This window comes from Neiella litorisoli (genome assembly GCF_014773395.1).
GTDB lineage: Bacteria > Pseudomonadota > Gammaproteobacteria > Enterobacterales > Neiellaceae > Neiella > Neiella litorisoli.
The window spans coordinates 50075-74507 of the sequence record NZ_JACXAF010000020.1 but is presented as its reverse complement, the minus strand read 5'-3'; the positions used below and the strand labels follow the sequence as shown (position 1 = coordinate 74507).

23 protein-coding genes are annotated in these 24433 nt (G+C 50.5%); 11 read left to right on the top strand and 12 right to left on the bottom strand.

The window, feature by feature from the left end; genetic code table 11:
* Positions 1-229: 229 nt before the first annotated feature.
* The 7 genes from rplU to IC617_RS14480 all read left to right on the top strand — a co-directional run bounded on the left by rplU (position 230) and on the right by IC617_RS14480 (position 4352).
* Positions 230-541 (top strand): 50S ribosomal protein L21, encoded by a 312-nt coding sequence (gene rplU, locus IC617_RS14510; RefSeq protein ID WP_087507104.1) that lies wholly within the window; start codon positions 230-232, stop codon positions 539-541.
* 18 nt (positions 542-559) lie between these two features.
* Positions 560-814, top strand: coding sequence for a 50S ribosomal protein L27 (gene rpmA, locus IC617_RS14505; protein WP_191145706.1), 255 nt, complete (start codon positions 560-562; stop codon positions 812-814).
* 99 nt (positions 815-913) lie between these two features.
* The gene (gene cgtA, locus IC617_RS14500) at positions 914-2092 is read left to right on the top strand and encodes an Obg family GTPase CgtA (protein WP_191145705.1); all 1179 of its coding nucleotides are present in this window, start codon (positions 914-916) and stop codon (positions 2090-2092) included.
* An 18-nt stretch (positions 2093-2110) separates the two neighbouring features.
* Positions 2111-2884 (top strand): threonine/serine exporter family protein, encoded by a 774-nt coding sequence (locus tag IC617_RS14495; protein WP_369410409.1) that lies wholly within the window; start codon positions 2111-2113, stop codon positions 2882-2884.
* Positions 2875-3351, top strand: a complete 477-nt coding sequence (locus IC617_RS14490) for a threonine/serine exporter family protein (RefSeq protein WP_224746031.1) — start codon at positions 2875-2877, stop codon at positions 3349-3351. The genes IC617_RS14495 and IC617_RS14490 overlap by 10 nt, the downstream gene beginning before the upstream one ends.
* Positions 3352-3361: 10 nt before the next feature.
* Positions 3362-3844 carry a type 3 dihydrofolate reductase gene (gene folA / locus IC617_RS14485; RefSeq protein ID WP_191145703.1) on the top strand — a complete coding sequence of 161 codons (483 nt, stop codon included), beginning with the start codon at positions 3362-3364 and terminating at the stop codon, positions 3842-3844.
* A gap of 112 nt (positions 3845-3956) precedes the next feature.
* Positions 3957-4352 carry a DUF3718 domain-containing protein gene (locus IC617_RS14480; protein WP_191145702.1) on the top strand — a complete coding sequence of 132 codons (396 nt, stop codon included), beginning with the start codon at positions 3957-3959 and terminating at the stop codon, positions 4350-4352.
* Positions 4353-4418: 66 nt separating this feature from the next.
* On the opposite strand, the gene IC617_RS14475 is transcribed toward IC617_RS14480, so the two are convergent.
* From IC617_RS14475 to lptD, 7 genes are all read right to left on the bottom strand, one after another.
* Entirely contained in the window at positions 4419-6443 is a 2025-nt protein-coding gene (locus IC617_RS14475; protein WP_191145701.1) for a methyl-accepting chemotaxis protein, read from the bottom strand.
* A 103-nt stretch (positions 6444-6546) separates the two neighbouring features.
* Positions 6547-7359: a symmetrical bis(5'-nucleosyl)-tetraphosphatase gene (locus IC617_RS14470; RefSeq protein ID WP_191145700.1), complete on the bottom strand. Its 813-nt coding sequence runs from the start codon at positions 7357-7359 to the stop codon at positions 6547-6549.
* A gap of 12 nt (positions 7360-7371) precedes the next feature.
* Positions 7372-7755, bottom strand: coding sequence for a Co2+/Mg2+ efflux facilitator ApaG/CorD (apaG, locus tag IC617_RS14465; RefSeq protein ID WP_191145699.1), 384 nt, complete (start codon positions 7753-7755; stop codon positions 7372-7374).
* Positions 7752-8582 (bottom strand): 16S rRNA (adenine(1518)-N(6)/adenine(1519)-N(6))-dimethyltransferase RsmA, encoded by an 831-nt coding sequence (gene rsmA / locus IC617_RS14460; RefSeq protein ID WP_191145698.1) that lies wholly within the window; start codon positions 8580-8582, stop codon positions 7752-7754. The genes apaG and rsmA overlap by 4 nt, the downstream gene beginning before the upstream one ends.
* Positions 8579-9583, bottom strand: a complete 1005-nt coding sequence (gene pdxA / locus IC617_RS14455) for a 4-hydroxythreonine-4-phosphate dehydrogenase PdxA (RefSeq protein WP_191145697.1) — start codon at positions 9581-9583, stop codon at positions 8579-8581. Before pdxA ends, rsmA begins: the two co-directional genes overlap by 4 nt.
* A 6-nt stretch (positions 9584-9589) precedes the next feature.
* Positions 9590-10888, bottom strand: a complete 1299-nt coding sequence (gene surA / locus IC617_RS14450) for a peptidylprolyl isomerase SurA (RefSeq protein WP_439651274.1) — start codon at positions 10886-10888, stop codon at positions 9590-9592.
* A gap of 152 nt (positions 10889-11040) precedes the next feature.
* Positions 11041-13362 carry an LPS assembly protein LptD gene (gene lptD / locus IC617_RS14445; protein ID WP_191145696.1) on the bottom strand — a complete coding sequence of 774 codons (2322 nt, stop codon included), beginning with the start codon at positions 13360-13362 and terminating at the stop codon, positions 11041-11043.
* A 120-nt stretch (positions 13363-13482) separates the two neighbouring features.
* On the opposite strand from lptD, the gene IC617_RS14440 reads away from it, so the two are divergent.
* Genes IC617_RS14440 through djlA form a run of 3 tightly spaced genes read left to right on the top strand, consistent with a single transcriptional unit; the run spans position 13483 to position 15981 of the window.
* The gene (locus IC617_RS14440; protein WP_191145695.1) at positions 13483-14487 is read left to right on the top strand and encodes an aminoglycoside phosphotransferase family protein; all 1005 of its coding nucleotides are present in this window, start codon (positions 13483-13485) and stop codon (positions 14485-14487) included.
* Entirely contained in the window at positions 14484-15161 is a 678-nt protein-coding gene (gene murU / locus IC617_RS14435) for an N-acetylmuramate alpha-1-phosphate uridylyltransferase MurU (RefSeq protein WP_224746030.1), read from the top strand. The genes IC617_RS14440 and murU overlap by 4 nt, the downstream gene beginning before the upstream one ends.
* A 1-nt stretch (position 15162) precedes the next feature.
* The gene (gene djlA / locus IC617_RS14430) at positions 15163-15981 is read left to right on the top strand and encodes a co-chaperone DjlA (protein ID WP_191145694.1); all 819 of its coding nucleotides are present in this window, start codon (positions 15163-15165) and stop codon (positions 15979-15981) included.
* 4 nt (positions 15982-15985) lie between these two features.
* Here the strand turns inward: djlA and IC617_RS14425 are convergent, their stop codons facing one another.
* From IC617_RS14425 to rapA, 4 genes are all read right to left on the bottom strand, one after another.
* A complete protein-coding gene (locus IC617_RS14425; RefSeq protein ID WP_191145693.1) occupies positions 15986-16507 on the bottom strand; it encodes a hypothetical protein in 522 nt (173 codons plus the stop codon).
* A 331-nt stretch (positions 16508-16838) separates the two neighbouring features.
* Entirely contained in the window at positions 16839-17594 is a 756-nt protein-coding gene (locus IC617_RS14420) for a DUF3530 family protein (protein WP_191145692.1), read from the bottom strand.
* A 22-nt stretch (positions 17595-17616) separates the two neighbouring features.
* Positions 17617-18291: a pseudouridine synthase gene (locus IC617_RS14415; protein ID WP_191145726.1), complete on the bottom strand. Its 675-nt coding sequence runs from the start codon at positions 18289-18291 to the stop codon at positions 17617-17619.
* An 83-nt stretch (positions 18292-18374) separates the two neighbouring features.
* Complete coding sequence (gene rapA / locus IC617_RS14410) at positions 18375-21272, bottom strand: RNA polymerase-associated protein RapA (protein ID WP_191145725.1); 2898 nt, start codon at positions 21270-21272, stop codon at positions 18375-18377.
* A 361-nt stretch (positions 21273-21633) separates the two neighbouring features.
* Here rapA and IC617_RS14405 point away from each other — a divergent pair, with 361 nt between their 5' ends.
* Complete coding sequence (locus tag IC617_RS14405; protein ID WP_191145691.1) at positions 21634-23016, top strand: PhoH family protein; 1383 nt, start codon at positions 21634-21636, stop codon at positions 23014-23016.
* Between the two features lie 32 nt (positions 23017-23048).
* Here the strand turns inward: IC617_RS14405 and IC617_RS14400 are convergent, their stop codons facing one another.
* Entirely contained in the window at positions 23049-24014 is a 966-nt protein-coding gene (locus IC617_RS14400; RefSeq protein ID WP_191145690.1) for a hypothetical protein, read from the bottom strand.
* Between the last annotated feature and the right edge of the window lie 419 nt (positions 24015-24433).

Genomic DNA, 24433 nt, shown 5'->3' with positions numbered 1-24433 from the left:
CTAAATATGAATCACTTAGGTAATAAAAAAGCAGTGTGGAGTGTACGCGCAAATGGCCGATTAAAACAGTTAGACCAAAGATTGATTTTTACTTGCACAAAAAACACCAGCGCCGGCCGATTCGGCCTTGTCTTTTGATTGTGGATCGCGTATATTTCGCGCCCTAAAGTTTTAAGGCTGATGTGTCTTGCCTTTAAAAGATACAGAAAATTTTCGGAGTATAAGAAATATGTACGCGGTTTTTCAAAGTGGCGGTAAACAGCACCGAGTTGCAGAAGGCCAAACCGTCCGCCTGGAAAAGCTGGACGTCGAAACCGGCGCTGCCGTTGAATTCGACAAAGTCCTGTTAGTTGCGAATGGTGAAGATGTAACAATCGGCGCACCTTTCGTTGAAGGCGGTAAAGTTAAAGCTGAAGTTGTGACTCACGGTCGCGGCAAAAAAGTGAAGATTGTTAAGTTCCGTCGCCGTAAGCACTCTCGCAAGCAAGCGGGTCATCGTCAGTGGTTCACAGAAGTGAAAATCACTGCAATTAGCGGTTAATTAGAGGAGTCATAACTAATGGCACACAAAAAAGCTGGCGGTAGTACTCGAAACGGCCGCGATTCAGAAAGCAAACGCCTTGGTGTTAAGCGCTATGGCGGTCAATCAGTTCTTGCTGGTAACATCCTAGTTCGTCAACGTGGTACTAAGTTCCACGCCGGTGACAACGTAGGTATCGGTAAAGACCACACTCTGTTTGCTACTGCAGACGGCGTTGTTAAATTTGAAGTTAAAGGTCCTAAGAACCGTAAGTTCGTAAGCATCGTTGCTTAATTAGGTTGACCTTTTTCTGAAAAGCCCTGCCGTTATCGGTGGGGCTTTTTGTTTTATGAGCGACTAAAATTCCTGAGAGATCAGCAATAGGCACATGTCATGAAATTTGTAGATGAAGCACGAATCCATATTGAAGCCGGAAAGGGCGGTAATGGTACGGTGAGTTTTCGCCGTGAAAAATATATCCCCAAAGGTGGTCCGGATGGTGGCGATGGCGGCGATGGCGGCCACATCTTTTTCGAGGCAGATGAAAACCTAAATACTCTGATCGATTACCAATTCGAGCGCGCCTTTCAGGCCGAGCATGGAACTAATGGCCAAAGCCGCAACTGTACTGGCCGCCGTGGTGAAGATAAAACGCTGAAGGTACCTGTTGGCACCCGCATTCGCGATGAAGACACGCAAGAGATCTTGGGCGACTTGACTAAGCATGGTCAGCGCATGCTGGCAGCCAAAGGTGGCTTCCATGGTTTGGGTAACGCGCGTTTCAAAAGCTCAACTAACCGAGCACCAAGGCAAAAAACGAACGGTACGCCGGGTGAAGCCCGCCACGTGCAACTAGAATTATTGCTGTTGGCAGATGTTGGTTTGCTCGGCTTGCCAAATGCCGGTAAATCGACTTTTATTCGCTCAGTCTCAGCTGCCAAACCGAAAGTCGCTGACTATCCTTTTACTACCTTAGTACCAAATTTAGGTGTGGTTCGCTTGGGCGCATCAAGCAGCTTCGTGATTGCCGATATTCCCGGTTTGATTGAAGGTGCGAGTGATGGTGCTGGTTTGGGTGTGCAGTTCTTAAAGCACTTAGAACGCTGCCGCATTTTGCTGCATTTGGTCGATGTCATGCCGGCCGATGGCTCCGATCCGGTTGATAATGCCATGACCATTATCAATGAGATTGAGCAGCACAGCGATGCCTTGGCTGATAAGCCGCGTTGGTTGGTGTTCAACAAGACCGACTTGATGCTCGAAGATGAACTCGCTGAAGTCATTGAACGTGTCACTGATGCGCTAGGCTGGGAAGGTCCGGTGTTCCAGATTTCAGCCGCAGAGCGTAATGGCACTCAAGCGCTGGCACAAGTCATAGGCGAACAGCTTGAGGAGATGCCGCGGATCATCGAAGAAGCATCAGAGGACGAAGAAGTCGAGTTCCAATGGGATCATTACCACAAAGAACAAATGGAAGATGCCAATGCAAATCCTGATTTCGAAGATTGGGATGACGATGATGATGATTGGGACGATGAGGAAGATGACGGTCATGTCATCTATCAGAAATAACGCGAGTAGGATAACGACGTGAATCAACAGCAGCATCAAAATGTAATACGACTAGGGCTTTGGGCCGGACAATTGATGCTGCAGTATGGGGCTGACAGTAAGTTGGCCGAAACCACGATTCATCGGCTCTGCACTGCGCTTGGAGCCGATTGGGCCGATATCGCGATTACCGCAAACAGCTTGATGCTGACGACGGTCTACAACAAAGAATTTCTCACCAAAGTCCGCCGCGTGGTCGATCGCGGCATTAACCTTAAAGTCGTTTGTGATGTCGCAGGTTTAGCCGAGATGGTTGAACGTGGCGTTGCCGATGAATACGAAGTAGAACGCCGTCTGAGGCAACTCAGTGACAAACCCAAAAAGTACAATCGCTGGCTCGTTGCTGCCATGGTTGCACTTAGCTGTGCCTGTTTTTGTTTTCTTTTTGGTGGCGGTTTACCTGAATGTGGCACCACTCTTTTAGCCAGTTTAATTGGCATGACTGTGCGTCAGTCGCTTGGCCACCAGCGAGTCAACCCTTTGATTAACTTTGTTGTCACAGCCTTTGTTGCGACGACTATCGCATCGTTTGGTGTGATGTTAGACATCGGTGAGCAGCCTCATATCGCCATGGCGGCAACTGTTCTCATGTTAGTGCCCGGATTACCGTCTATTAACGCGATATCCGATGCGGTGGAGGGGTATACCAATATGGCCGTTGCTCGTTGGGCGTTTGTCACCTTGCTGGTGATGGCAACGGGTATTGGCATCATGTTGTCAATGACGATGACGGGAGTTTGGTCATGGATTTAATGGCGATCGTGAACGCAATTATTTTGCCCATGGTGGTTGCAATCGTGCCAGCTGTTGGGTTCGCAGTTTTGTTTAATGTACCAAAGCGATTTCTCAAATATTGTGGTTTCGCCGCATTTATTGGCTTTGGCATACGTAGTAGCTGTGTCTACGCCAATGTTCCTATCGAAATCGCATCGTTGGCTGGAGCGTTTGCGGTTGGTTCATTGGCAATGTACTGGTCGCGTCGATTCTTAGCGCCAACTCAAGTGTTCGCCGTTGCTGCCGTGATCCCAATGATCCCCGGCAAATATGCGTTCGGTTTTATGGTGACGTTAATTGAAATGAATGTGCACAATCGTTATGCACCGGAATTAGTCACATTAGCGCTGAGTGATGGCCTGAAAACCGTGTTTATTCTGATTTCACTGGCGTTTGGAATCGCAGCGCCTAGGTTGCTATTCTATCGCCCCAAACCTGCAGTATGAGTAACAACGGATGCGCATTTCTCTAATCGCGGCAATGGGCCGTAACCGCGTTATTGGCAAAGACAATCAAATGCCATGGCATATGCCCGCTGATCTTAAACACTTCAAGCAAGTGACCATGGGCAAACCCGTCGTGATGGGGCGAAAAACCTTTGAATCGATTGGGCGCCCGCTGCCTGGGCGACTCAATATTGTCATTACCCGCGATGCTAATTTTAACGCTGAGGGTATTACCGTGGTGGCAAGTCCGGACGCAGCGCTTGATATTGCCGCTCAGCAGACGGATGAAGTGATGATTATTGGTGGTGGCCAGATTTACCAACACTTCTTAGCGCAGGCGACAGATTTGTATTTAACCTTTATCGATGCCGAGCCAGAAGGTGATGCATTTTTCCCCAAATGGCCAGACAAATTCCGTCAAGTGTCAAAATACCATCACCCAAAAGATGAGAAAAACGACCATTCGTGTGATTTTGTCCACATGGCAATTTAATGTTACTAGTAAATGGTTAGAAACTTGTTGTAACCCCAATAAATTTATGGGTTGGCGATATATAATTAGTTAACATATATTGAGCTGAAGGCATGTTTCTAGGGGTATTAAAATGTCTGTTTTAACTAAAACGCTGGCAATTGGTGCCGCGATTTCTATTTCTGCAATTTGGGTTCCAGCAGTTCAAGCATCAAGCGTCGAACAGGCGTTGACCAGTGTATGTGAATACACTGCGCAAAACGATAAAGGTCGAGTTCGTAAGACACTGAAAAATGCCTCATTGCGTTTGCGCGACATTTATGTCGGTTTTGAGTGTAACGGCATGAGCTTGCTGCGTTGGGCAATGGACAAAAATGCTCACGAAACCGGTGAGTTCATTGCTAAGAAGTTGTCAAAAAGCATTCTGACTGAGCCTGAGAAAGACGGTCAAACCATCCTCCAATGGGCGGAAGCTAATGGTCACGGTGGTTCGGCTACGGTTGCTGCGATTCAAGGTCGTATTAATTAAGCAACTCGCGGTACAACGAAAAAACGCGCCATCTGGCGCGTTTTTTATGGTTTGGATTTACAGTCGCTAGACGGTGAATTGCTCAATCGAGCGTTTTAACTGAGTCGATAGATCAGAGACCTGATGACTGGCTTGCGAGGTTTGTTGAGCACCCGACGCGTTCTCTTCCGCGATGGTAACAATCTGCTCTAAACGCTCACTGATTTGCGCAGTTACCGAGGTCTGCTCTTGCGCAGCGGTGTTGATTTGGCTGCTAATATCATGGGCATGGTGTACCGAGTCGGTGATCACTTGCAGCGCATTGGTTGATTCTTCCGTTTGCTGAACGCACTGGGTGGCTTTCTGTTTGCCCTGTTCCATTGACTTCACCGCGCGCTCGGCACCTTCTTGCAGCTTCTCAATCATCTCATTGATTTCTTGAGTCGATTCTTGGGTGCGGCTAGCAAGTGAGCGCACTTCGTCGGCGACTACCGCAAAACCGCGACCTTGTTCACCTGCGCGAGCTGCTTCAATTGCCGCATTGAGTGCCAGCAAATTCGTTTGTTCGGCGATACCACGGATCACATCAAGGATTGAGCTGATGCTGGTGCTGTCTTCATGGAGCTGGTTAATGACGTTGGAAGCATTATCGACTTCCTCGGCCAGACTCTCCATGGTTTGACGATTATTGTAGGCAAGCTGTTTGACGTGCTCGGCTTCGTCATCTGCATGCTTAATGGCCGCCAGGGTGTCATTGGCGCTGTTAACTACTTGCTGAGCCGTGCTGTTCATTTCGGTGGTGGCTGTGGCCACTTGTTCGATTTCACTGCGTTGCTGCTGAATCGACACCGTTGTTTGCTCGGTAATAGCCGAGGTTTGCTCGGCAGCAGAACCAAGCTGCGCTGAGCGATCAACAATGCCATTGATCACTTCGCGTAGATTATCGATTAACACGTTGACGTTTGTTGCTAAAACGCCGAATTCGTCGTTTTGCGAGGTTTCAAGGCGTTGGGTCAGATCACCGCTCGCCAGTGTTTTAAGCATGCCGTTAACGCGGTTTAGCGGCAGGACAATGCTGCGCACGACAACAAAAGCAATCGCCGCGGCTAACAGAACCGAAATAATCATGACAATGGTGTTGACCCGCTTGCCGCTGCTGACTTCGTCGGTCACCGCCGTTTGCGCTTGCTGGCTGAAATCACTAACCGAATCTGCCAAGCCAAGCAGCAAGGATGACAGCCGTGTACTTTGACCTTCGAATTGGTCATGCATCTGCTTGGCAATATGTTGCTGCTCGATAGCTGTGCGTTGCTTCAATAGCGGCGATTGATTACTGCTGAGGAGTGACAGCACTGCATCGATACTGTCGGTGACATCATCAACATATTCCGGCTCATCCAATTCATCCTGACGCTCAACAATGCTGTCAGTAAGCGACTGGATTTCGCGGACAATAAAATCAAGTTCGCTTTTGGCGGTGTTGAGCTGCTCAGTCTTGGTCATGGTCAGGATATCTTGATTGACCGTCAGCGTAGACATCACTTTGACATCGAGATTGTTGGCGAACGAGGCAACCTGTTGCACTGACGCGATTTCAGAGCCTTCCGCTGAATCGAGCAAATCGAGCAAGTAGCCGCTGGCATCATCGGCGTTGTCGGTCAGGTCTTCAAAGGATGATAAGGCTTGTTGCCGAGCCATCAGACTGGCGCGGCGGGCCTCGATGGATTGCCGAGCTGATGAGATAAACTCGGTGGTAATGGTTTGTGCTTGTTGGCGATTTTGCTGAAATTCTGAATTGTCGAAGTCAATCGCCATCAGAGTGCTGAGGGCGGCGTCTAACTGCGCGAGCCGATCGTCAAACTGAGGCATCATTTGGTCGACACCTGCAGTCTTGTCGGCATAGAAGGCTTCCAGCGTGATGGTATGCGACGCTGCAATCTTCAGTTGCAAGTTATTGACCGCATTCAGCGTGGGGATGGCAACATCATTCACTTGTTTTTGTGAGTTGTTGACTGTACTTAAGCTAAGTAAAGAGCTTGCACCACTGAACAATAAAAGCGCGGTTATCACGGTAAAACCGAGTATAACCCGCATAGCAACCGATAATTTCATTCCAATGTTTTTCCTGACTAAAACTAAAAACCAACGTCGATATTGTTATTTTTTGTGAGCAAAGTACCGGAATCTGTTAATTTTTACCATGATTTGGGTTGGTTTAACGCAACATTTGCTGTGTGAAATACTTGCCACTTTGCCAGCAATACATGGTTAAGTAGTTTCCCCAAACACAGCCAGTATCTAGCGCGAGATACTTGTTGTTATTGGTCTGGCCCATCAACGCGGCCCAGTGGCCGAATGCAACTGTATGATTAGTCACATGATGTTGATGGTGTAGTTGAAACCACGGCACTAATAATTCATCGGCATCATTCGGCGCGACTTTAGTATTTAAGTCCAAACTTCCGTTTGGATGACAAAAACGCATGCGGGTGAAAGCATTAATAATGAAACGCCAGCGCGGCGCTCCAGATAAATCATACGACCAAACATCCGGCGCATCACCATACATTGATGACAACAAAGACAAATAGTGATCGCTTTGCAACTGGCGCTCGACTTCTTTGGCGAGCATCGCTGCCTGCTCTATGCTCCAACGCGGGTAAATACCGGCGTGAGTCATCACCAAAGGGTGATCAGGATGTTGTAGCAACAGTGGTTGATGGCGTAACCAATGCAATAACTCATCACGATCTTTGGCGTTGAAGATAGCCGCCGTTTTGTCTTTTGTTTTTTGCGGCTTGAGGCCTTCGGCAACGGCGAGCAGATGTAAGTCGTGATTACCAAGGATGGTAAAGACGTTCTTTTGCTGTTTGACCCAGCGCAGTGTCTTCAATGACTTAGGGCCACGGGCCACCAAATCGCCGGTGATCCAAAGTTGATCTTGGCTCGAATCAAAGTTGACTTGCGCTAACAGTAGTTGCAGCTCGTCAAAACAGCCTTGAATGTCACCGACTAGGTAGAGAGCCACTGCAACTGTCCTTTAGTGCAGAATATTGGCGCTAGCGAGGCGGAAGGCGGGAATAGGAACATCGAAAACGGTGCCGTTCGCACTGCAAAAGGTGTAATGGCCATGCATCGTACCAACGGCAGTTTCAATGGCTGCACTGCTGGTATAGGTAAAGGTTTTACCTGGGGCCAAGTCGGGCTGCTTGCCGACTACGCCGGGGCCACTGACAGTGCTTTCTTCGCCATCGCCATTGGTGATGTGCCAGTGGCGCGTCATCAACTTAGCCGATTCGCTGCCCTGGTTGGTGATTGAAATGGTGTAGGCAAACAAATAATGGTCTTTTTCCGGCAGCGATTGGCGCTCCAGATAAGTCACCTCAACATCTATTTGGATTGAATTGCTTAACGAGTCTGTCATGCGGTTTCGTTTTCGCTATCTTCTGCTGAGCCATTGATTGCTACATAGTTACTGATCGCAACAAATTGCTCAATGGTGACTTGCTCTGGTCGGACACTAGGATCGATACCGAGCGATTCGAGGGTGCTGGCGCTAACCTGACGTTTAAGGCTGTTTCGCAACGTTTTGCGGCGTTGATTAAAGGCTTCAGCGACAACACGCTCGAGTACCGCGACATCTTCTGCCGGCCATTGAGGAGCGGTCGGGATCAAGCGGATCACCGCGCTGTCGACTTTGGGGGCCGGTTTGAATGCTGACGGTGGCACTTCCAGTACTGGAACAGCTTTACAGTAATACTGAGTCATCACCGACAGCCGCCCATACGCTTTGCTACCGGGGCCAGCGGCCATCCGCACCACCACTTCTTTTTGCAGCATGAAATGCATGTTTTCAATGCTGTCCTGAAAACTCAACAGGTGAAAGATCAGCGGTGTTGATACGTTGTATGGCAGGTTGCCGAACACTTTCAATTTCTTGCCATCGTCACAAAGCTGCCGAAAATCGAACTTGAGGGCGTCGCCTTCGTGGACGGTTAATTTATTGCTGATAAATGGATGATGGCGCAGTCGCTTGGCCAAATCACGATCAAGCTCAACCACATGCAAGTGGTCTGCGACTTCAGCGACCGGTTCGGTCAGGGCGCCTAAGCCTGGGCCAATTTCGACTAGGATATCTTCACTTTGCGGTGAGATAGCACGCACGATGCCGTCGATGACATGGCTATCGGTCAGGAAGTTTTGACCGAAGCGTTTTCTGGCAGTATGGCCGAGGTGGTTGCGTTGATTCATTGCGATTCTCTTTGCTGATTTGCTCGCGCCGTGGCCATCTTGATGGCTTCAGATAAGGCGACGATAAAACTACCTTCATCAGCTTCACCGGTACCGGCGAGTTCCAAGGCAGTGCCATGGTCAACTGAGGTACGGATGAACGGTAAACCAAGAGTAATATTCATGGAGGCGCCAAAGCCTTTGGCTTTTAACACCGGCAGGCCTTGATCGTGATACATCGCCAGCACGGCATCTGCGTTATCGAGGTACTTTGGCTGGAACAAGGTATCGGCCGGCAGGCAGCCGACTAAATCCATTCCTTCGTCGCGCAGCGATTGCAGGACCGGATTAATGGTGGTGATTTCTTCGGTGCCGAGGTGGCCATCTTCGCCGGCATGAGGATTCAAGCCACAGACGTAAATACGAGGCGATTGAATGGCGAATTTATCTTGTAAATCATGGTGTAGAATGCGAACCATCTTTTCCACGCGCTCGGCCGTAATCGCTTTTGATACGTACGCTAACGGGATGTGAGTGGTCACTAATGCGACTCGAAGCCCCTCGGTAGCCAACATCATCACGACATCTGGGGTATTGGCATGTTGCGCGAAAAATTCGGTATGGCCGCTAAAAGACACGCCCGACTCGTTAATCACTCCCTTGTGGACCGGACCGGTGACAACCGCACTGAATTCGCCGGTCATATTGCCATTAATAGCGGTCAGCAAGGTATCAAGCACGTAGGGGCCGTTTTCCGGGCACAATTGGCCGCTGGTGACTTTAGCTGGCAATGTGTGATTGGCAACTTGAATCGAGCCCGCTTTAGAGGGCTGGGGCGCTTGGCTGGCATCGTAATGTTTAAGCTCTATGTCTAGGCCAAGTTGCTCGGCGCGTTGTTGCAATAACTCAACGTTGGCACAAGCAACCAGTTCAACCGGCCAGTCGCGCTGGGCTAATTTCAATACCAAGTCTGGGCCAATGCCAGCCGGCTCGCCGGGAGTGATGGCTATTCTTAATGTCATATTGAATTACTCGTCGATGACATCAATGTAGGCACTGTCTCGCATTTCCCGCAGCCAGCGCGCTGACTCTTCGGTAAACTTACGGTTGGCAATCATCTGATAAGCGCGGTCATTCCAGCGTTTATCAGACGCATCAAGCACCCGCTTCTCCAGCAACTGAACAATATGCCAGCCGTGTGTGGTACGAAATGGCTCACTGATCTCATTGATTTGTAGTGTATTTAGCTGTTTGGCAAACTCAGGTACAAAGATATCTGGGTTTGACCAACCCAGCTCACCACCTTGCGAGGCTGAGCCCGGATCTTCGGAATACTCTTCAGCTAACTCGGCAAACTTAGAATCGTCCTGACGCAGCTGTTGGGCAAATGATTCAAGCATCGAGCGCGCTTTCGACTCACTCATGATGATTGATGGCTGCAACAGAATGTGGCGCGAGCGCACTTCTTCTAGCTCTACCGCTTCGACGCCGCGGACATCAAATACTTTTAAAATATGGAAACCAACAGGGCTGCGGATTGGCCCCAGCAATTCGCCTTTGCTGGCGCCACGCAGTGAATCGGCAAAAATAGTCGGCACTTCGTTGACGTTCATCCAGCCCCAATCACCACCTTCAAGGGCTTTCGGGCCTTGCGATGAAGTGGTCGCCTGACGGCGGAAATCGCTGCCTTCATTGAGCAATTCCATGATCCGATCAATGCGTTTTTGAGCATCTTCGATTTCTTGTTTGCTGGCGTCAGTAGCCGCCACCACCATGATGTGGCCGAAGTGCATTTCTTGGTTGTTTTGGTTTTCCTGCTCTAGCATGCTAGCCAGGCCTTCAACCTCTTGTGGTGACACGCTGATACGGTTTCGCACCGCGATGCGCGTGACGTCACCGATGATCAGCTCTTCTCGTACTTGCTCGCGATAAAGTTGATAGCTGGCACCACCGGCTTCCATGTCTCGGCGCATTTGCTCAACAGTGACGCCTTCTTGGGCGGCGACGTTGGCAATCGTTTGGTCGAGTTGAGCATCGGTTACGCGCAGACCCATGCGGTCGGCCATCGATAATTGCAGCTGGCGGTCAATTAAGCGGTCCGTGATCTGAGTTCGTAGCACGGCATCACGAGGTAAGGTTTGGCCGGCATCGGTTGCACGGGCTTTGATGTCGTTAAGCATCCGCGTGACCTCACTTTCAAGGACAACGGCATTGTTAACTCGAACAACGACACGATCGATCAATTGTGGCTCTGCCATGGCATTGAAGTTCAGAGCCAATAGCAGGGTGATCGCTTGAACAGCGGCGAGAGTGATACGTTTCATCATATAGTTACTTTGATCAATTGATGCGAGCCACTAATGGCGGCGAATAGCGCATGAGATTAACACAATTTAAAGAGGCTGTTGACCTTTGCCAGCGACTGTAACAAAGGCGTGTGCGTGACGCCATTTGTTTACTGAAAAAGGCCAACCAATCGTCAGTTATTTAAGTAATAGTTTTTGCGGTAACCGAAAATTGACTCATCGATCATGGTTCGGTGGCCACTGCTGTCGCGGTTGCCGCCCAAGCCTTTGAGCTCAAATTGCAAGGCAATCCCAGAATCGTAGGCATCGCGATCGGCGGTAGTGCCGTCACCTTCTGGGAAGTTGGTGTTCAGGTTGCGCTGATAAACCAGTCGAATGGCCCAACAACAAGACTGATATTGGATACCGGCCAGAGTTTCCACTGAGCGTTTTAATTCGGTATCGCGATAGTGGCTCGCTACCAGTTGATAGCGGTCATACAAGGGCCAGCTCACGACCGAGCCAAGTTGGTTGACTTCGCGGCTATCGAGCGGGTCACCAGAAACATTGGTGAAGTTCAGCGGCTCCGGCGAGTAACGGTAACTCAATTGAATCAGCTTGCGCTCGCCCGGGGTGTAATTCAGCAAAATATTCGACGCTTCGGTGGCGCTGCGCTCGAAGTTGTAGCGGTATTCGGCGTGAATACTGTAATCGTCAAAGTATGTGTCCAAGGCCGTGGCAAACGCACTGGTGTCTTCAACTTTACGACCAGAGAGTTGTTCGATGATTTTGCTCTCTTCGAAATAGAAAATCTGGCCGAAGGAGAACCGCAATGTTTCTTTGTTGGCGCTGTTAAACAGTCGAGTGGTTGCGCCAATGGTAATTTGGTTGGTGTCAGCAATGCGGTCTAAACCACTGAATCGACGGTCGCGATACAGGCCATAAAAGTCCTCGCGCAGTGCCACCGTGTCGTACAGGGCGATGTCGTCTTGCCGTTGATGGCCAACCAACAAGTACTGCACCTGCGGCTCTAATCGCTGGGTGTAGTCGCTGCCGAATAAGTTAACGGAGCGTTCGAAGTTAAGCTGACCGTACAACCGCAGCGACGGTAAGGTTCGGGAAACCGAAGAATCATAGGTTGACGTGGGATCGTCTTGGTCAAAATAAGTTTGATAGAGCTTGGCTTCGGCTTGGAATTCAGCGGCTGGTGCGTGCCAGTTGTACACCAGGCTTGGTTCAATGTGATAACGATTGGCGCTGACTAATTGATTGTCTGAGTGCTCAAACCGGTTGTATTCGCCATAGATCTGAGCGTCGATTAGATCATCGAAGTAGGGCAGTCGATAGGTGAAATCAACGCGCGGTAACTGCCGATAGACATCTGGGGTGTTACCGAAAATCTCAAAGTCGGTCACGGTCAGGTTGCTATCGAGTTGTTCTGATAGAAACGTCAGCTGGGCAACCCGTTCGAGTCGGTTATCCGTTTCACTGGCGACATCACTGCCAAGATCGTTGAAGTAGTTGTCATCGGACACTTCGGTGTATTCAACAAAGCTACGAACGTTGTCATTAAACCGGCCAAGGTGGAGCCAACGATACAAGTAGCGCTCGTCCGAGTTTTGTAGCTCATCATCAGAATCAAGGTATTCGACATTAAACTGGTTGCTTTGCTCGGGTCTTAAATATCGAACCTCGGCGCCAATTTGAGTGCCGGAATTGGCGATATATCGCGGCGTTAAGGTGGCATCAAAATTAGGGGCAATATTCCAATAGTAAGGTTGTTTGACGTCCAGACCATTACGGCTACTGTTGGAGATGCTTGGAAACAGCAGACCGCTTTTGCGTTTGTCCGATAACGGGAAGGTCATGTACGGCATCCACAACACTGGCACATCGCCAATGCGGATCACCGAATTGCGAGCCTCACCCCATTCGGTTTCGCCATCCAGCTCAATCCGATCGGCATTCATGACCCAGCTTTCATCGCCTTTCGGACAGGTGGTAAAACTGCCGTCTTCAAGGATGAACTTCTGATCTTCCTGGCGGATTTCAATATTCTGTGCCGAGCCATGGGTGGGGTTATTCACCACCTGATATTCCGAATCTGTCATGACAATGACGTTGGCATTGGCGTCGGCCGATAAGCTAGACGAATGAACTTCGACGTTCGGCGATTGGTAATGGACGTTGCCGCTGGCGCCGAGCTGCTGTTTGGCGCGGTCGAGGGTGGCATCGTCGGCAGATAAGCGATGAGGGCCGCGAGAAATTTTGACTTGGCCAGAGAAAGTCAGCTCACTTTCGTGATCGCCGGCGACGCGGTCGGCGGAGATGCTCAATGGTTGATTGGCATCTAATGGCGAAAAATTAATACCGCTGTCGACATGCACCGAGTCCGACAAGCATTCTCCTGTGACATTGGGTTGCGAGCTGCTGTCATTGTTGTTAGAGGCCATTGCTGCTAGCGGCAATAGTGCCGTAAAGATAGCAAGCGGGTGAATAATAAAGCGAGTGCTCAAGTTGACGTCCCTAATGCCCAACTCTCGGTTGAGTTCTGATCTGGTAAGCTGCTAATGTTGCGGCATAATCATAATTCATCTTAGTCTCGACTGCTATGGATGTCTCCCCCGGACTTAACCATGAATAAACAACTGCGCCAGCAGGCGTTAGCGATCTGGCTGCAAAAAGCCCTAAATAACCCTCAACTCAACATTGAATTAGTGTCTGGTGATGCTAGCTTTCGTCGCTATTTCCGTGTCACCGGTGGTGACCGCTCGATGATTGCGGTTGATGCGCCAGCGCCTCACGAAGACTGTGGTCTGTTTTTGCGCGTCGCCGATAGCTTCCGCCAACAGCAAATTCGTGTACCGGCGGTGATTGCCGCGGATGCGCAGCAGGGCTTCATGTGCCTTGAGGACTTTGGCGATCAATTGCTGCTGGCGACACTTGATGAAAACAATAAAACACAGTGGTATCAACGAGCGCTCGAGCCGCTGCTCCATGTTGCTAAGGTTCAGCAAACGACCAGCGGGCCTCTGCCGCCGTTTGATGCTGCTCATATTGCTAGAGAAAATGCGCTGTTTACCGACTGGTTGCTCGGCACTCATTTACAGTTGCAATTGAGTGCGGCTGAGCACACCATGATTAGTCGCGCCTTTGATGCGCTGGTTGCCAATGCACTGGCGCAACCGCAAGTTGGCGTGCACCGTGACTATCATTCACGCAATATCATGGTGTTGGCTGACGATGAGATTGGCGTGATCGACTTTCAGGACGCGGTACTCGGCCCCATCACCTACGATGTGGTGTCATTACTTCGCGATTGCTACGTCGAGTGGCCCGATGAGTGGGTCTATTCGCGTTTGCAAGAATGGTCTGCCAAAGCACTGGCGCAAGGGTTGCTCACCGAAACCGATCCGCAACTGATGATCCGCTGGTTTGACTTAATGGGCATTCAACGTCACGTCAAAGCCAGTGGCATTTTCTGTCGATTGTGTCATCGGGACGGTAAGGCGGGCTATCTTTTGGATGTGCCGCGCACCTTGGGCTACATGATTCGAATCGCGAAGAAATACCCCGAGACCCATGATTTTGGTGACTTTGTTGAACAACGGGTATTACCGGTGTGGCGCAATCAACCATGATTAAATCAGCCATGATTCTGGCAGCAGGGCGTGGCGAGCGAATGCGTCCGCTGACAGACACTTTGCCCAAACCCATGCTGCAAGTGGCTGGCAAGCCGCTGATTGTCTGGCATCTGGAAAAATTAGCAGCAGCTGGTGTCGAGCGAGTGGTGATTAATCTGGCGCACTTGGGGCACAAAATAGAACAAGCCCTCGGTCATGGCGAACAATTTGGGGTGACCATTGTCTACTCCCATGAGCGTCAAGGCGCTTTAGAAACGGCCGGTGGCATTGTCCAAGCGCTGCCGTTGCTCGGTGAGCAGCCATTCTGGTTGGTGAACGGCGATGTCTGGACCGATTGGTCATTCACCGGTAACCAGCAATTGAAGGCCGGTGAGTTAGCCAAACTGGTGTTAGTGAATAACCCACAACATAACCCAGCCGGTGATTTTGCTATTGATAACAACGGCTATCTGGCTGCAAAGTCGCAGGATGATGGTTTGACTTATTCGGGCATTGGTATTTACTCACCACAGTTATTTGCCGGCTGCCCGCAGGGCAGAGCGCCGCTGGCACCGCTACTAACAGCGCAATTGGACAAGCAAACGATTGCTGCTGAGCACTTTCAAGGCCAATGGTGCGACGTTGGAACACCACAGCGGTTGGCCGAATTGAACAAACAGTTGGAGTTTTAGCATGCCTTTTGCTGGAAAAATCCTCGGATTTGGTTTCGGCTTTATGCTCGGTCACTTGGTCGGCGCTTTCGTCGGTCTGTGGATTGGCCATATGTTTGATAAAGGCATGGCGCGTGAATTTAGTCAGCGCGGCGGTTTCGGCGGTATGTTCAATCAGGGACGATCGTCATTGACCAACCACATGTTGTTCCTACACAGCACTTATGCGGTGATGGGCCATATTGCCAAGGCAAGCGGGCGGGTCACCCAAGCCGATATTGATGTCGCCAATTCGCTGATGGACCGAATGGGCTTGCGCGGTGATCGCCGTCGAGAAATGCAAGAAGCTCACCGTGATGGCCGAATGGCCGGTTTTCCACTTCGACAAAAACTCAAAGAGCTGCGAGATGCCTGTTACGGTCGCCATGATGTCATGCAAATGTTTTTGGAAATTCAGTTGCAAGCGGCGTTTGCCGATGGCGAATTACATGCCCGAGAGCAGCAAATTTTGTACACCATTGCTGATGAATTGGGCTTTTCTCGCCAAGCGCTCGACCAGCTGTTCTCCATGTGGCAGGCCGAACACCGTTTCCGCCAGCATGCCCACAGCCCTCGGCAAGCCAGTAGTCAGCAACAACTGCAAGAGGCCTATCGGGTGTTGGGGGTTAACAGCACTGATGATATGGCCAGCATTAAGAAAGCGTATCGCAAGCTAATGGCACAACATCATCCAGATAAATTGATGGCCAAAGGGGTGCCGCAGGAAGCTTTAGAGCTGGCTAAGGAAAAGTCGCAGGATATTCAAGCGGCTTATGAAATGATTAAAAAGGCTAAAGGCTAGAAGTTTAGAACTGATAGCCGACCGACATTAACGGCTTGATAGACGGGCTTTGCAAATCCGTTGATGGATCAGCCAACTGAACAACGCCCTCCAGGTAAACCCCATTATTGAAGTTATAGCGGACACCACCGCCAATGTTCATGGTGTCCGTTTCTTGCTCTTGCAGCGCCAACGCGGTGTTGGGATCCGACATAATGTAGGTGCCGCCCGCAACCTGCACAAACCCTTGCCAATGATGAGAAAAATCGTAAGCGCCTCGCAAGTTATAGGCGTCGGGCTCTTTAGCGTGCTGATCGGATAGATTGGGCTGATAGTGAAGATAATCGACGCGAACAGAGACATTGCTGGTGAGTTGGAATTGACCGGTGCCGGCCACTTGCCAAAATCCGGTGGTGTTCGCAGGGCTTAAAAACTGGGTGGTGGTGACTGCTTGTGGAATGGTTGTTGTAGACACATCATCAGCGGCCAGCAGAGGCGAAGATGCCAGTGCTGCGAACAAAATTGTCGCTGCCGTTGAGAATCGCATGTCCAAATCTCGCAAACTGTTAGAGCCTGTTGATCTTTGCTGTGTGTTTTTGCAGCAATTTATTGGTGATTTAGGCAAGGAAGCGGTTATGAAGTTGACTGGCCGTCAATGAATAATCGCTGACGCTGAATAAATTGCCAATAAACGCTGCCCTAAGGGTTCGTCAAAATGCTCATTTCGCTACGTCGCTCGCTATTTATATAGATTGCTATACCGCATAGCTTGCTTCTTGCTCAAAAGAGCATTTTGAACGAACAAAATTCATACACCAAAGATTAACAGGCTCTACTTATGATTATTATGTTTTATCAGTATAGGCAAGGTTTCCACTTTACCAACCCAAATGATCGATCCATCCGTGAATTTGTCGGGTCAACCAACGTTGGCCACTGTCGTTTGGTGGTTGCACCGCTAGGTTGACTTGACGGAAATCTAAACGGACCTGTTTGCGAGCGGCGACTGCGCGCTGTTGCACCGTGCTCTGTGCCCAGCGATTATCAAATGGTGTGTAAAAATCCAAAAGCGGGTATTGCGATTGCCCAAACCAACCAATGATCTCTTGATTCTGGGCGACGTCTGGCACATACGGTGAGAGCAACACCAAAGCCTCGGGTTGGGGGAGCTCTCCGTCGGCGAATAACTTCATGGTACTGGCAGCGCTCAGCCCTTCGGCGACAATCATGGTTCTGCCTTTTAACCCCGCGGTTAACGCCAATGCCGCTTTGATTCGAGTCACCAGCTCCAACCGGTAGCTCAACCAGAATTTACTGTCTTGGGTATCAGGCCAACTGGGCGGCTCAATCAGCAAGGTATTCCAACCAAGGCTCGCCAGCGAACGGCGCAAATACATCATCTGGTAAGGCGACACCACTTGTTTGCCTGCCTCGGGGATTAACACCGCATTGCCAACCGTTCGCACTTCTTCGGAGTATCGAAGCAGCGCAGGCACCGGCGACTGGCCGCTGATTTGCAGCCACTTGATATCGCGCCGAGCTTCGATTGGCCAGTGCTCTGGCGCTTCGGGCTCAGTGGCTGCAAAGAGTGATGCGGCGAATAGCAGTAGCAATAATGAGCAGCAGCGCGTCATAACAGGGTGGAGCCAAAAAGGACTAGTGGAGAAACTCTAACGCCAGATTCGCAGGGCTGTCAAAACTCATCCGCTGCCCTGTGACTGGGTGGTCAAGTTGAAGGTGGCTGGCATGAAGCTGCAACCGAGGAGCTGCCTGTATTTGCCGCTCAGTCCCGTATAGTTGATCACCAAGAATGGTGTGGCCTAAATGCAGCATATGCACGCGCAACTGATGGGAGCGACCGGTGATCGGATGCAAGCTCACTAACGTCCGATTGGCGCGGCGTTCAGCCACTTGCCATAAGGTTTGGGCCGGCTTGCCCTGAGTCGTATCGATCATTTGTTTGGGCCGATTAGGCCAATCGCAAATGAGTGGCTGATCGATTAAACCGCCATCGCTGGCAATTGTGCCATCGACCCATGCAGAATAGGTTTTGCGTGGTCGCCGCTGTTGAAACTGGCGCGCTAAATGGCTCATCGCAGGGCGGTTTAGCGCCATCACCATAATGCCTGACGTGGCCATGTCGAGCCGGTGGATGACAATAGCCGTGGGCAGCGCCCGCTGGACCCGAAGCATCAAACTATCTTTATGCTCCGGCAAACGCCCCGGCACCGAGAGCAAGCCGCTGGGTTTATCTAACACCACCAGATCGTGGTCAAGATAGAGTACCTTGAGATAAGGCTCAGTCGGTGGTTGATAAATAAAATCAGACATATAGCGATGGCAGGTAGTGACTTTGCTGGCAATAATGCGAGCGCCCATTGTAGGGCAACTCGCATTCATTTTGCAGTCGCACGTTAAGCGTGATGGACGACAATCAGCTGAATGGATTCAAGTCTCACCTGAGCCTGCTCCAGCGCCTGCTGAGCGAGCACTGATTGCGATTGCAGGTGATCAATTTCATCATCGCGGACGTTGGGGTTAACCGCTTTTAGGGCTGATAGTCGATCAAGCTCCGCTCTAAAATAGTCGTCGGCCAGTTGATTGGCTTGCACCATAGCTTGCTCGGCTCGTTGCTGGGCCAATGATTCAGCAGTACGCAGCAATGGCGGTAATTGCTGGCGTAGGGCTGCCACCAATTTGGTCGCAGTGTGTTTGCCGATTGGACTGAGTTGCGGCGAGAGTTGATCGAAGTCGACTTTATCCGACAAGTCAGTGGCACGTTTGTCCAGCAACAGTCGAATTGGCTCGGCCGGTAAAAAGCGAGCGAGCTGCAAATGTCCCGGCGCCGGCGCGTGCAGGGTAAACACCACTTGCAGCATGTAGCTGCCTTCTGGCAGGGCTTTGTTTTTGAGCACCGCGACGTTAGTCGAGCCGGTTGTGGTCCCCAAAATGGCGTCGACTGCGCCTGCGACCATCGGGTGATCCCAACTTAAAAATTGCACATCCTCCCGACTCAATGCTGTTTTGCGATCAAACGTGACCGTGGCGCCTTCTTCGGAGAGCGTTGGTAAGTCGCCGCCCAACATGCCTTCACTTGGCATCAGGGCAATACATTGCTCGCCTTTTTCGTCTTGGTTGACGCCATAAACATCCCACAGCCGCAGCATAAATTGAGTCAGCGCAATGTCATCGTCTTGTTCGGCAATGGCATTAACCAATTGCTCGGCGCTGCCTTGACCACGAGAACTGATCTCCAGTAGCCGATCGCGACCGGATTCAAGCATGGCGATCAGCTCATCACGCCGTTGGCGGGTGTGGTTGAGTAATTGTTGCCAATGTTCGGCGTCTGTTTGCAAGCGCAGCCCCTCAAGGAGTGGTTGCTCAAACTCATCGTACAGTTGCTTGCCGATACTCAAGGTTGACTCAATGGCGTTGAGACCTTGGTGCAACCATTGCAGCAGGCGTAATTGTGCGGTTTCTGCAAACACCGGCAAATGAATTTGAATGTCGTGCTGCTGACCAATTCGATCCAAGCGTCCAATGCGTTGCTCCAGCAAATCTGGGTTCAACGGCAAATCAAACAGCACTAAATGATGGGCAAACTGGAAGTTACGGCCCTCAGAGCCAATTTCTGAACACAGCAATATTTGCGCGCCTTGCTCGTCGTCGGCAAAGTGGGCCGCAGCGCGATCGCGCTCGACAATGCTCATGTCTTCGTGGAATACGGCAACCTGCATGCCGGTTTTATTGCGCAGCGCTTCGGCTAGCTGCAACACGGTGCGTTTGAGCGAGCAAATCAGCAGTACTTTGGCTGGTTTAACGTCGGCCAAGGTGTCAATCAGCCAATCAAGGCGTGGATCAATGTTTAACCACGCATCGCTGTCGCCTTCGAGCTCGCAATAACTTTGCTCAGGTGACAAGGCTTGCAGTAATTGCTCTTGTGGATCAGATTTTCGGCTTAGTTTTAATGCCGTTTGGTAGGCACTCGGTAAGGCCAACTCCGAGATGTTTAAACAGCGTTTTGGGAAACCTTTAATTGCTGCTCGAGTATTACGGAACAGCACTCGGCTGGTGCCATGGCGATCAAGCAATTGCTGGAGTAATTCGCCGCGCGCTTGGTCGCGCAACTCCTCGGCAAGATTGCCGTCTTGTACGCATTTGAGCTGTGGTTCGATGTCGTTTTCGCTGATCAATTCGTTGAGCAATTGCAGTTGCGCTTCACTTAACTTTTGCTTGTCTAGTAAGGCATTGGCAGCATCGGCAACCTGTTGGTAACTTTGCTCTTCGGCAACAAATGATTGGTAATCATGGAAGCGATTTGGATCGAGCAGTCGCAAGCGGGCGAAGTGGCCCTCGTGGCCTAATTGGTCCGGCGTTGCGGTGAGCAACAACAAACCCGGTGTTTCTTCGGCAAGTTCGGCGACCTGTTGATAGGAGCGGCTTGGCTGGCCGTTGTCCCAGCTCAAGTGATGGGCCTCATCGACGATCAGTAAGTCCCAGCCGGCTTCAACGGCGGCCTCATGGTATTTTTTGTTGTTGAGCAAGCTTTGGGCACAAAGCACCACTTGTTCGGTCTCGAAAGGGTTCAGACCGTCAAGCATGGCTTCGGCAACCCGCTCTTTGTCGAACAGCGCTGCGGCAATATTGAAGCGGCGCAGCAACTCAACCAACCATTGGTGTAACAATGGTTCTGGCACCAAAATTAACACTCGTTGGGCGCGCTCAGTGAGCAATTGCTGATGCAAAATCAAACCGGCTTCAATGGTTTTGCCCAGCCCCACTTCATCGGCGAGCAACAACCGAGGTGCGTAGCGCTGGCCAGCTTCTTTGGCAATGTGCAGCTGATGCGGAATAAGGCCGATGCGAGCACCATTTAGGCCTCGTAGTTCTGAGCTTTGTAAACGCGCGCGCTGCTGTAAGCATTGGTAGCGCAGATTAAAATGCTCAAGGCGATCAACCTGACCGGCAAACAAGCGATCTTGCGGCTTGTTGACGATAATCGCCGGATGGATTTCTGTTTCTAGCAGGCCGGTTTTTTCGCCGGTTTCTGTATGGGTGCCAAAGTAAACCAGCACGCCATTCTTCTCTTCGATGCTGGTCACTTGCATTTGCCAGTCGTCCAAGTGACGAATTGCATCACCTTCGGCAAATGTTAAGCGAGTAATCGGCGCATCTTTTTTGTTGTACACGCGGCGATCACCCGTCGCTGGGAATGAGAGCGTTACTGTTCTGGCATCGAGGTCGCTAAGTAGACCAATACCAAGTTCAGATTCATTATCACTAAGCCAGCGTTGGCCAATAGCATGGGGCATAAATTCAGCCTGTAGGGTATTTTGAAAGGCGCGCATAGTAATGGATTTCGCGCCGACAATCACCCGAAAAATGTGGCAAAAATTGAGTGCCTTTTGACGTCAGTCAGGTCACTATTTTTATCTGGGGCTGTGGCGTTTTGTTGCCGACGTCGGCTTGTTCATAATTCTGACAACCAAGTGCAACAGACTCCAACAAATCACTTTCAATCTTGGATTACAGAGTTTAGTCTAGAACTTAGCAGGTAACCTCTGCATTGGTTCGTTACCAATCACGTTGCCGCTTATGGGCTGTTGAACTGAGCAAACAGCACAGCGCAGCAGCCTCTGAGACCATCCAATTGGCCAACAGTGGGAGTTGCCTATGGGTCAGGAAGACAAGAAAGTCTACATTCTCGATACCAACGTATTACTGCACGAACCCCTCGCTATCTATTCTTTCCAAGAGCACGATGTCATCATCCCGATGACGGTTTTAGAAGAACTTGACCACATCAAAGATCGTCGCAAAGACGTCAGCCGTGATGCGCGTATTGCCATTCGCGCCATTGATGATGCCTTGCGAGATGCCACCCCAGAAGAAATTGCTGAAGGAGTGCGGTTGGAAAAGCCGGGTGATGAGAACCTGTCCGGCCATTTGTCGATATACCCCGATCATGCCCTACCTGAAAAAAGCGGCTTCTTGCCAGCCGTAGAGAATGACAACCGAATTATCAACACCGCTCTATATCTGCAAAACGAGAAAGCGCCATTGATGGTGGTGTTGGTCACTAAAGACATCAACATGCGCTTGAAGGCCAAAGGCGCCGGCATGCAGCATGTGGAGGACTACCGAACTGACCAGTTGATTTCCGATGTTAGCTTGATGTCAAAAGGTTTCCGCCAACTCGACCATGGCTTTTGGGATGAAGTCGGCGAGTGTGAAAGCTTCCAAGAAGGTCGGGATACCTTTCATGTGGTTGATGAGTCTGTGTTACCTGATGCCTTTCCCAATGAATACATCATTGACACCAGCGAGCAGTTTGCTGCTCGGGTCGTGACCAAAGGCGATGGCAAAGTCACCCTGCATGACTTGGGCCGTGAGCGTATTATGGGGCGTCAAGCTTGGGGCGTGCAGCCGAAAAATGTCTATCAAGCGATGGCACTGGATGCGCTACTCGATCCAAGCTTGGATTTGGTGGTGCTAACTGGCCCCGCTGGCTGTGGTAAAACCCTATTGGCGTTGGCTGCAGCTCTAGAGTTGGTGGTTGAAAAAGGCATTTATTCGAAGGTGATTGTCACTCGAAATACGCCTGAAATTGCTGAATCAATTGGTTTCTTGCCGGGTACCGAAGAAGAAAAAATGGCGCCTTGGCTGGCTGCGGTGACCGATACTTTGGAAGTGCTGCATCGCCATGATGAATCGCCGGATGGCTCGATGGAGTACATCATGGATAAAGCCAATATCCAGTTTAAGTCGGTCAACTTTATGCGTGGTCGCAGCATTCAAAATGCATTGGTGTTGTTGGATGAGTGTCAGAACTTAACCGCCTCGCAGCTCAAGACCATCATTACTCGCTGTGGCGAGGGAACCAAAATTGTTTGCTCAGGTAACTTGGCGCAGATTGATAGCAACTACTTAACGCCGGTGACGTCCGGTTTGACCTATATTGCGGAGCGTTTTAAGAACTTTGAGGGCTCTGCCCACGTTTATCTCAATGGCGTGGTTCGTAGCCGCTTGGCTTCGTTTGCCGAAGAGCAACTTTAGTTCACTTCAGTGACTCATCTGGGCCTGTTCTGTTATGGAACAGGCATCAGCCGAAAAGCTTTTGCTTTGATTTCACGTTCTGATTGCGGGCTTGCTTTACCGACCGGAAAAATCCCAGGCCCGGCGACTTCCATCGGCAACCATCGGCTGCCATCACCATAAAACCAGTCACCTTGAACATCATAATTAAACTGCGCAGCCAATAGGGCATGCTCTTTAAGGTAAACCAAGGCTATTTTGCGTCGCGGATAAACGCCTCGAATAAGAGCGATTGCCAGAGCCGCCTTGGAGTCGCAGTCGCCCATGTTTTCGTTAATCACAGACGGTGGCGGTAGGTAGCCACCCGACAGGCGTTCTAAGTCGTTATAGGGAATTGCTTGCACGAAGCTGATGATCCGCTCGAGAGCGATGTGAGGCGGCAGTTGATGGACTTGTTTATAAAACGCGGTGATGAGCGGAGCGAGCGGCTGCAAACTGGCGCTGGCATAAAACAAGTGATTGGGAATGACGCCATGCTGGCCATAGCCGTCTTGCAGTTTTGCCAAGTTACGGTCATCAAGGTATTGCGCTTCTGCATCAGCAATCACTTGATTCAGCTGGGCTCTGGCCGCGGCGACATCGTCGTTATCACGTCCGGTTAAACGAACTGCATAGCTGTACCCGGAGTTACTCAGGCGCATATTCACTCCGGCGGGTAGGTCGGCCTCGGCACGACGAATGGCTTGTTCGAGGTAGGCGGACAAATGTCGCGGTTTAAACTGATAATGAACACGGCTGGAGTTCATCATTTGTTCGGTGTCGAGCGATGCTTTGACGTACTGTTGATTGCCTCGCGCATCTTTCCACACATAGCTGTATAGAGTCTGGTCGCCTTGCGGGATTTTATTGAACTCGATTTGCGGTGGCTCTTGGGGGGCGGCTTGGCACAGAGCGCTGAACGCTCCGACGAGTAGGAATAGGGAGAGCATCAATCGAAGGTTTATCTGATGTACTGACACGCGCATTCCTCCGACTCGTTGGGTTATTAAGCAGGTTAAGTCATTATCGGCAAACTATTCAGAATATTTATTAAAAAGCCGAAGTAGGGTGGGTTTTGTGAGCGTGATTTCGGTTGCAGAGGTCGCTATTTACCTCAAAGAAGTGACGCTCAAGTCCATCCATGGAGCGCTCCACAAAAAGCATCCATGCTTTTTGAGGCACTACTTTGAGGTAAACAACAACCTCTATTCGGTTGAACAATTGCGCTAGGCATTACAGAGGGAGTCGTTGCTTCTGGCGAGGACCTTCTGCAGCAGGGATGCTGCAGTAGAGCCATCATGGATGATTTCACGGCGTGTCCGAGCTAGAAGCAACGACTTCCTCTACTCAGAAAACCAATCATTTCAATGAACACATGATCAAAAAAAACCGGGCAGCG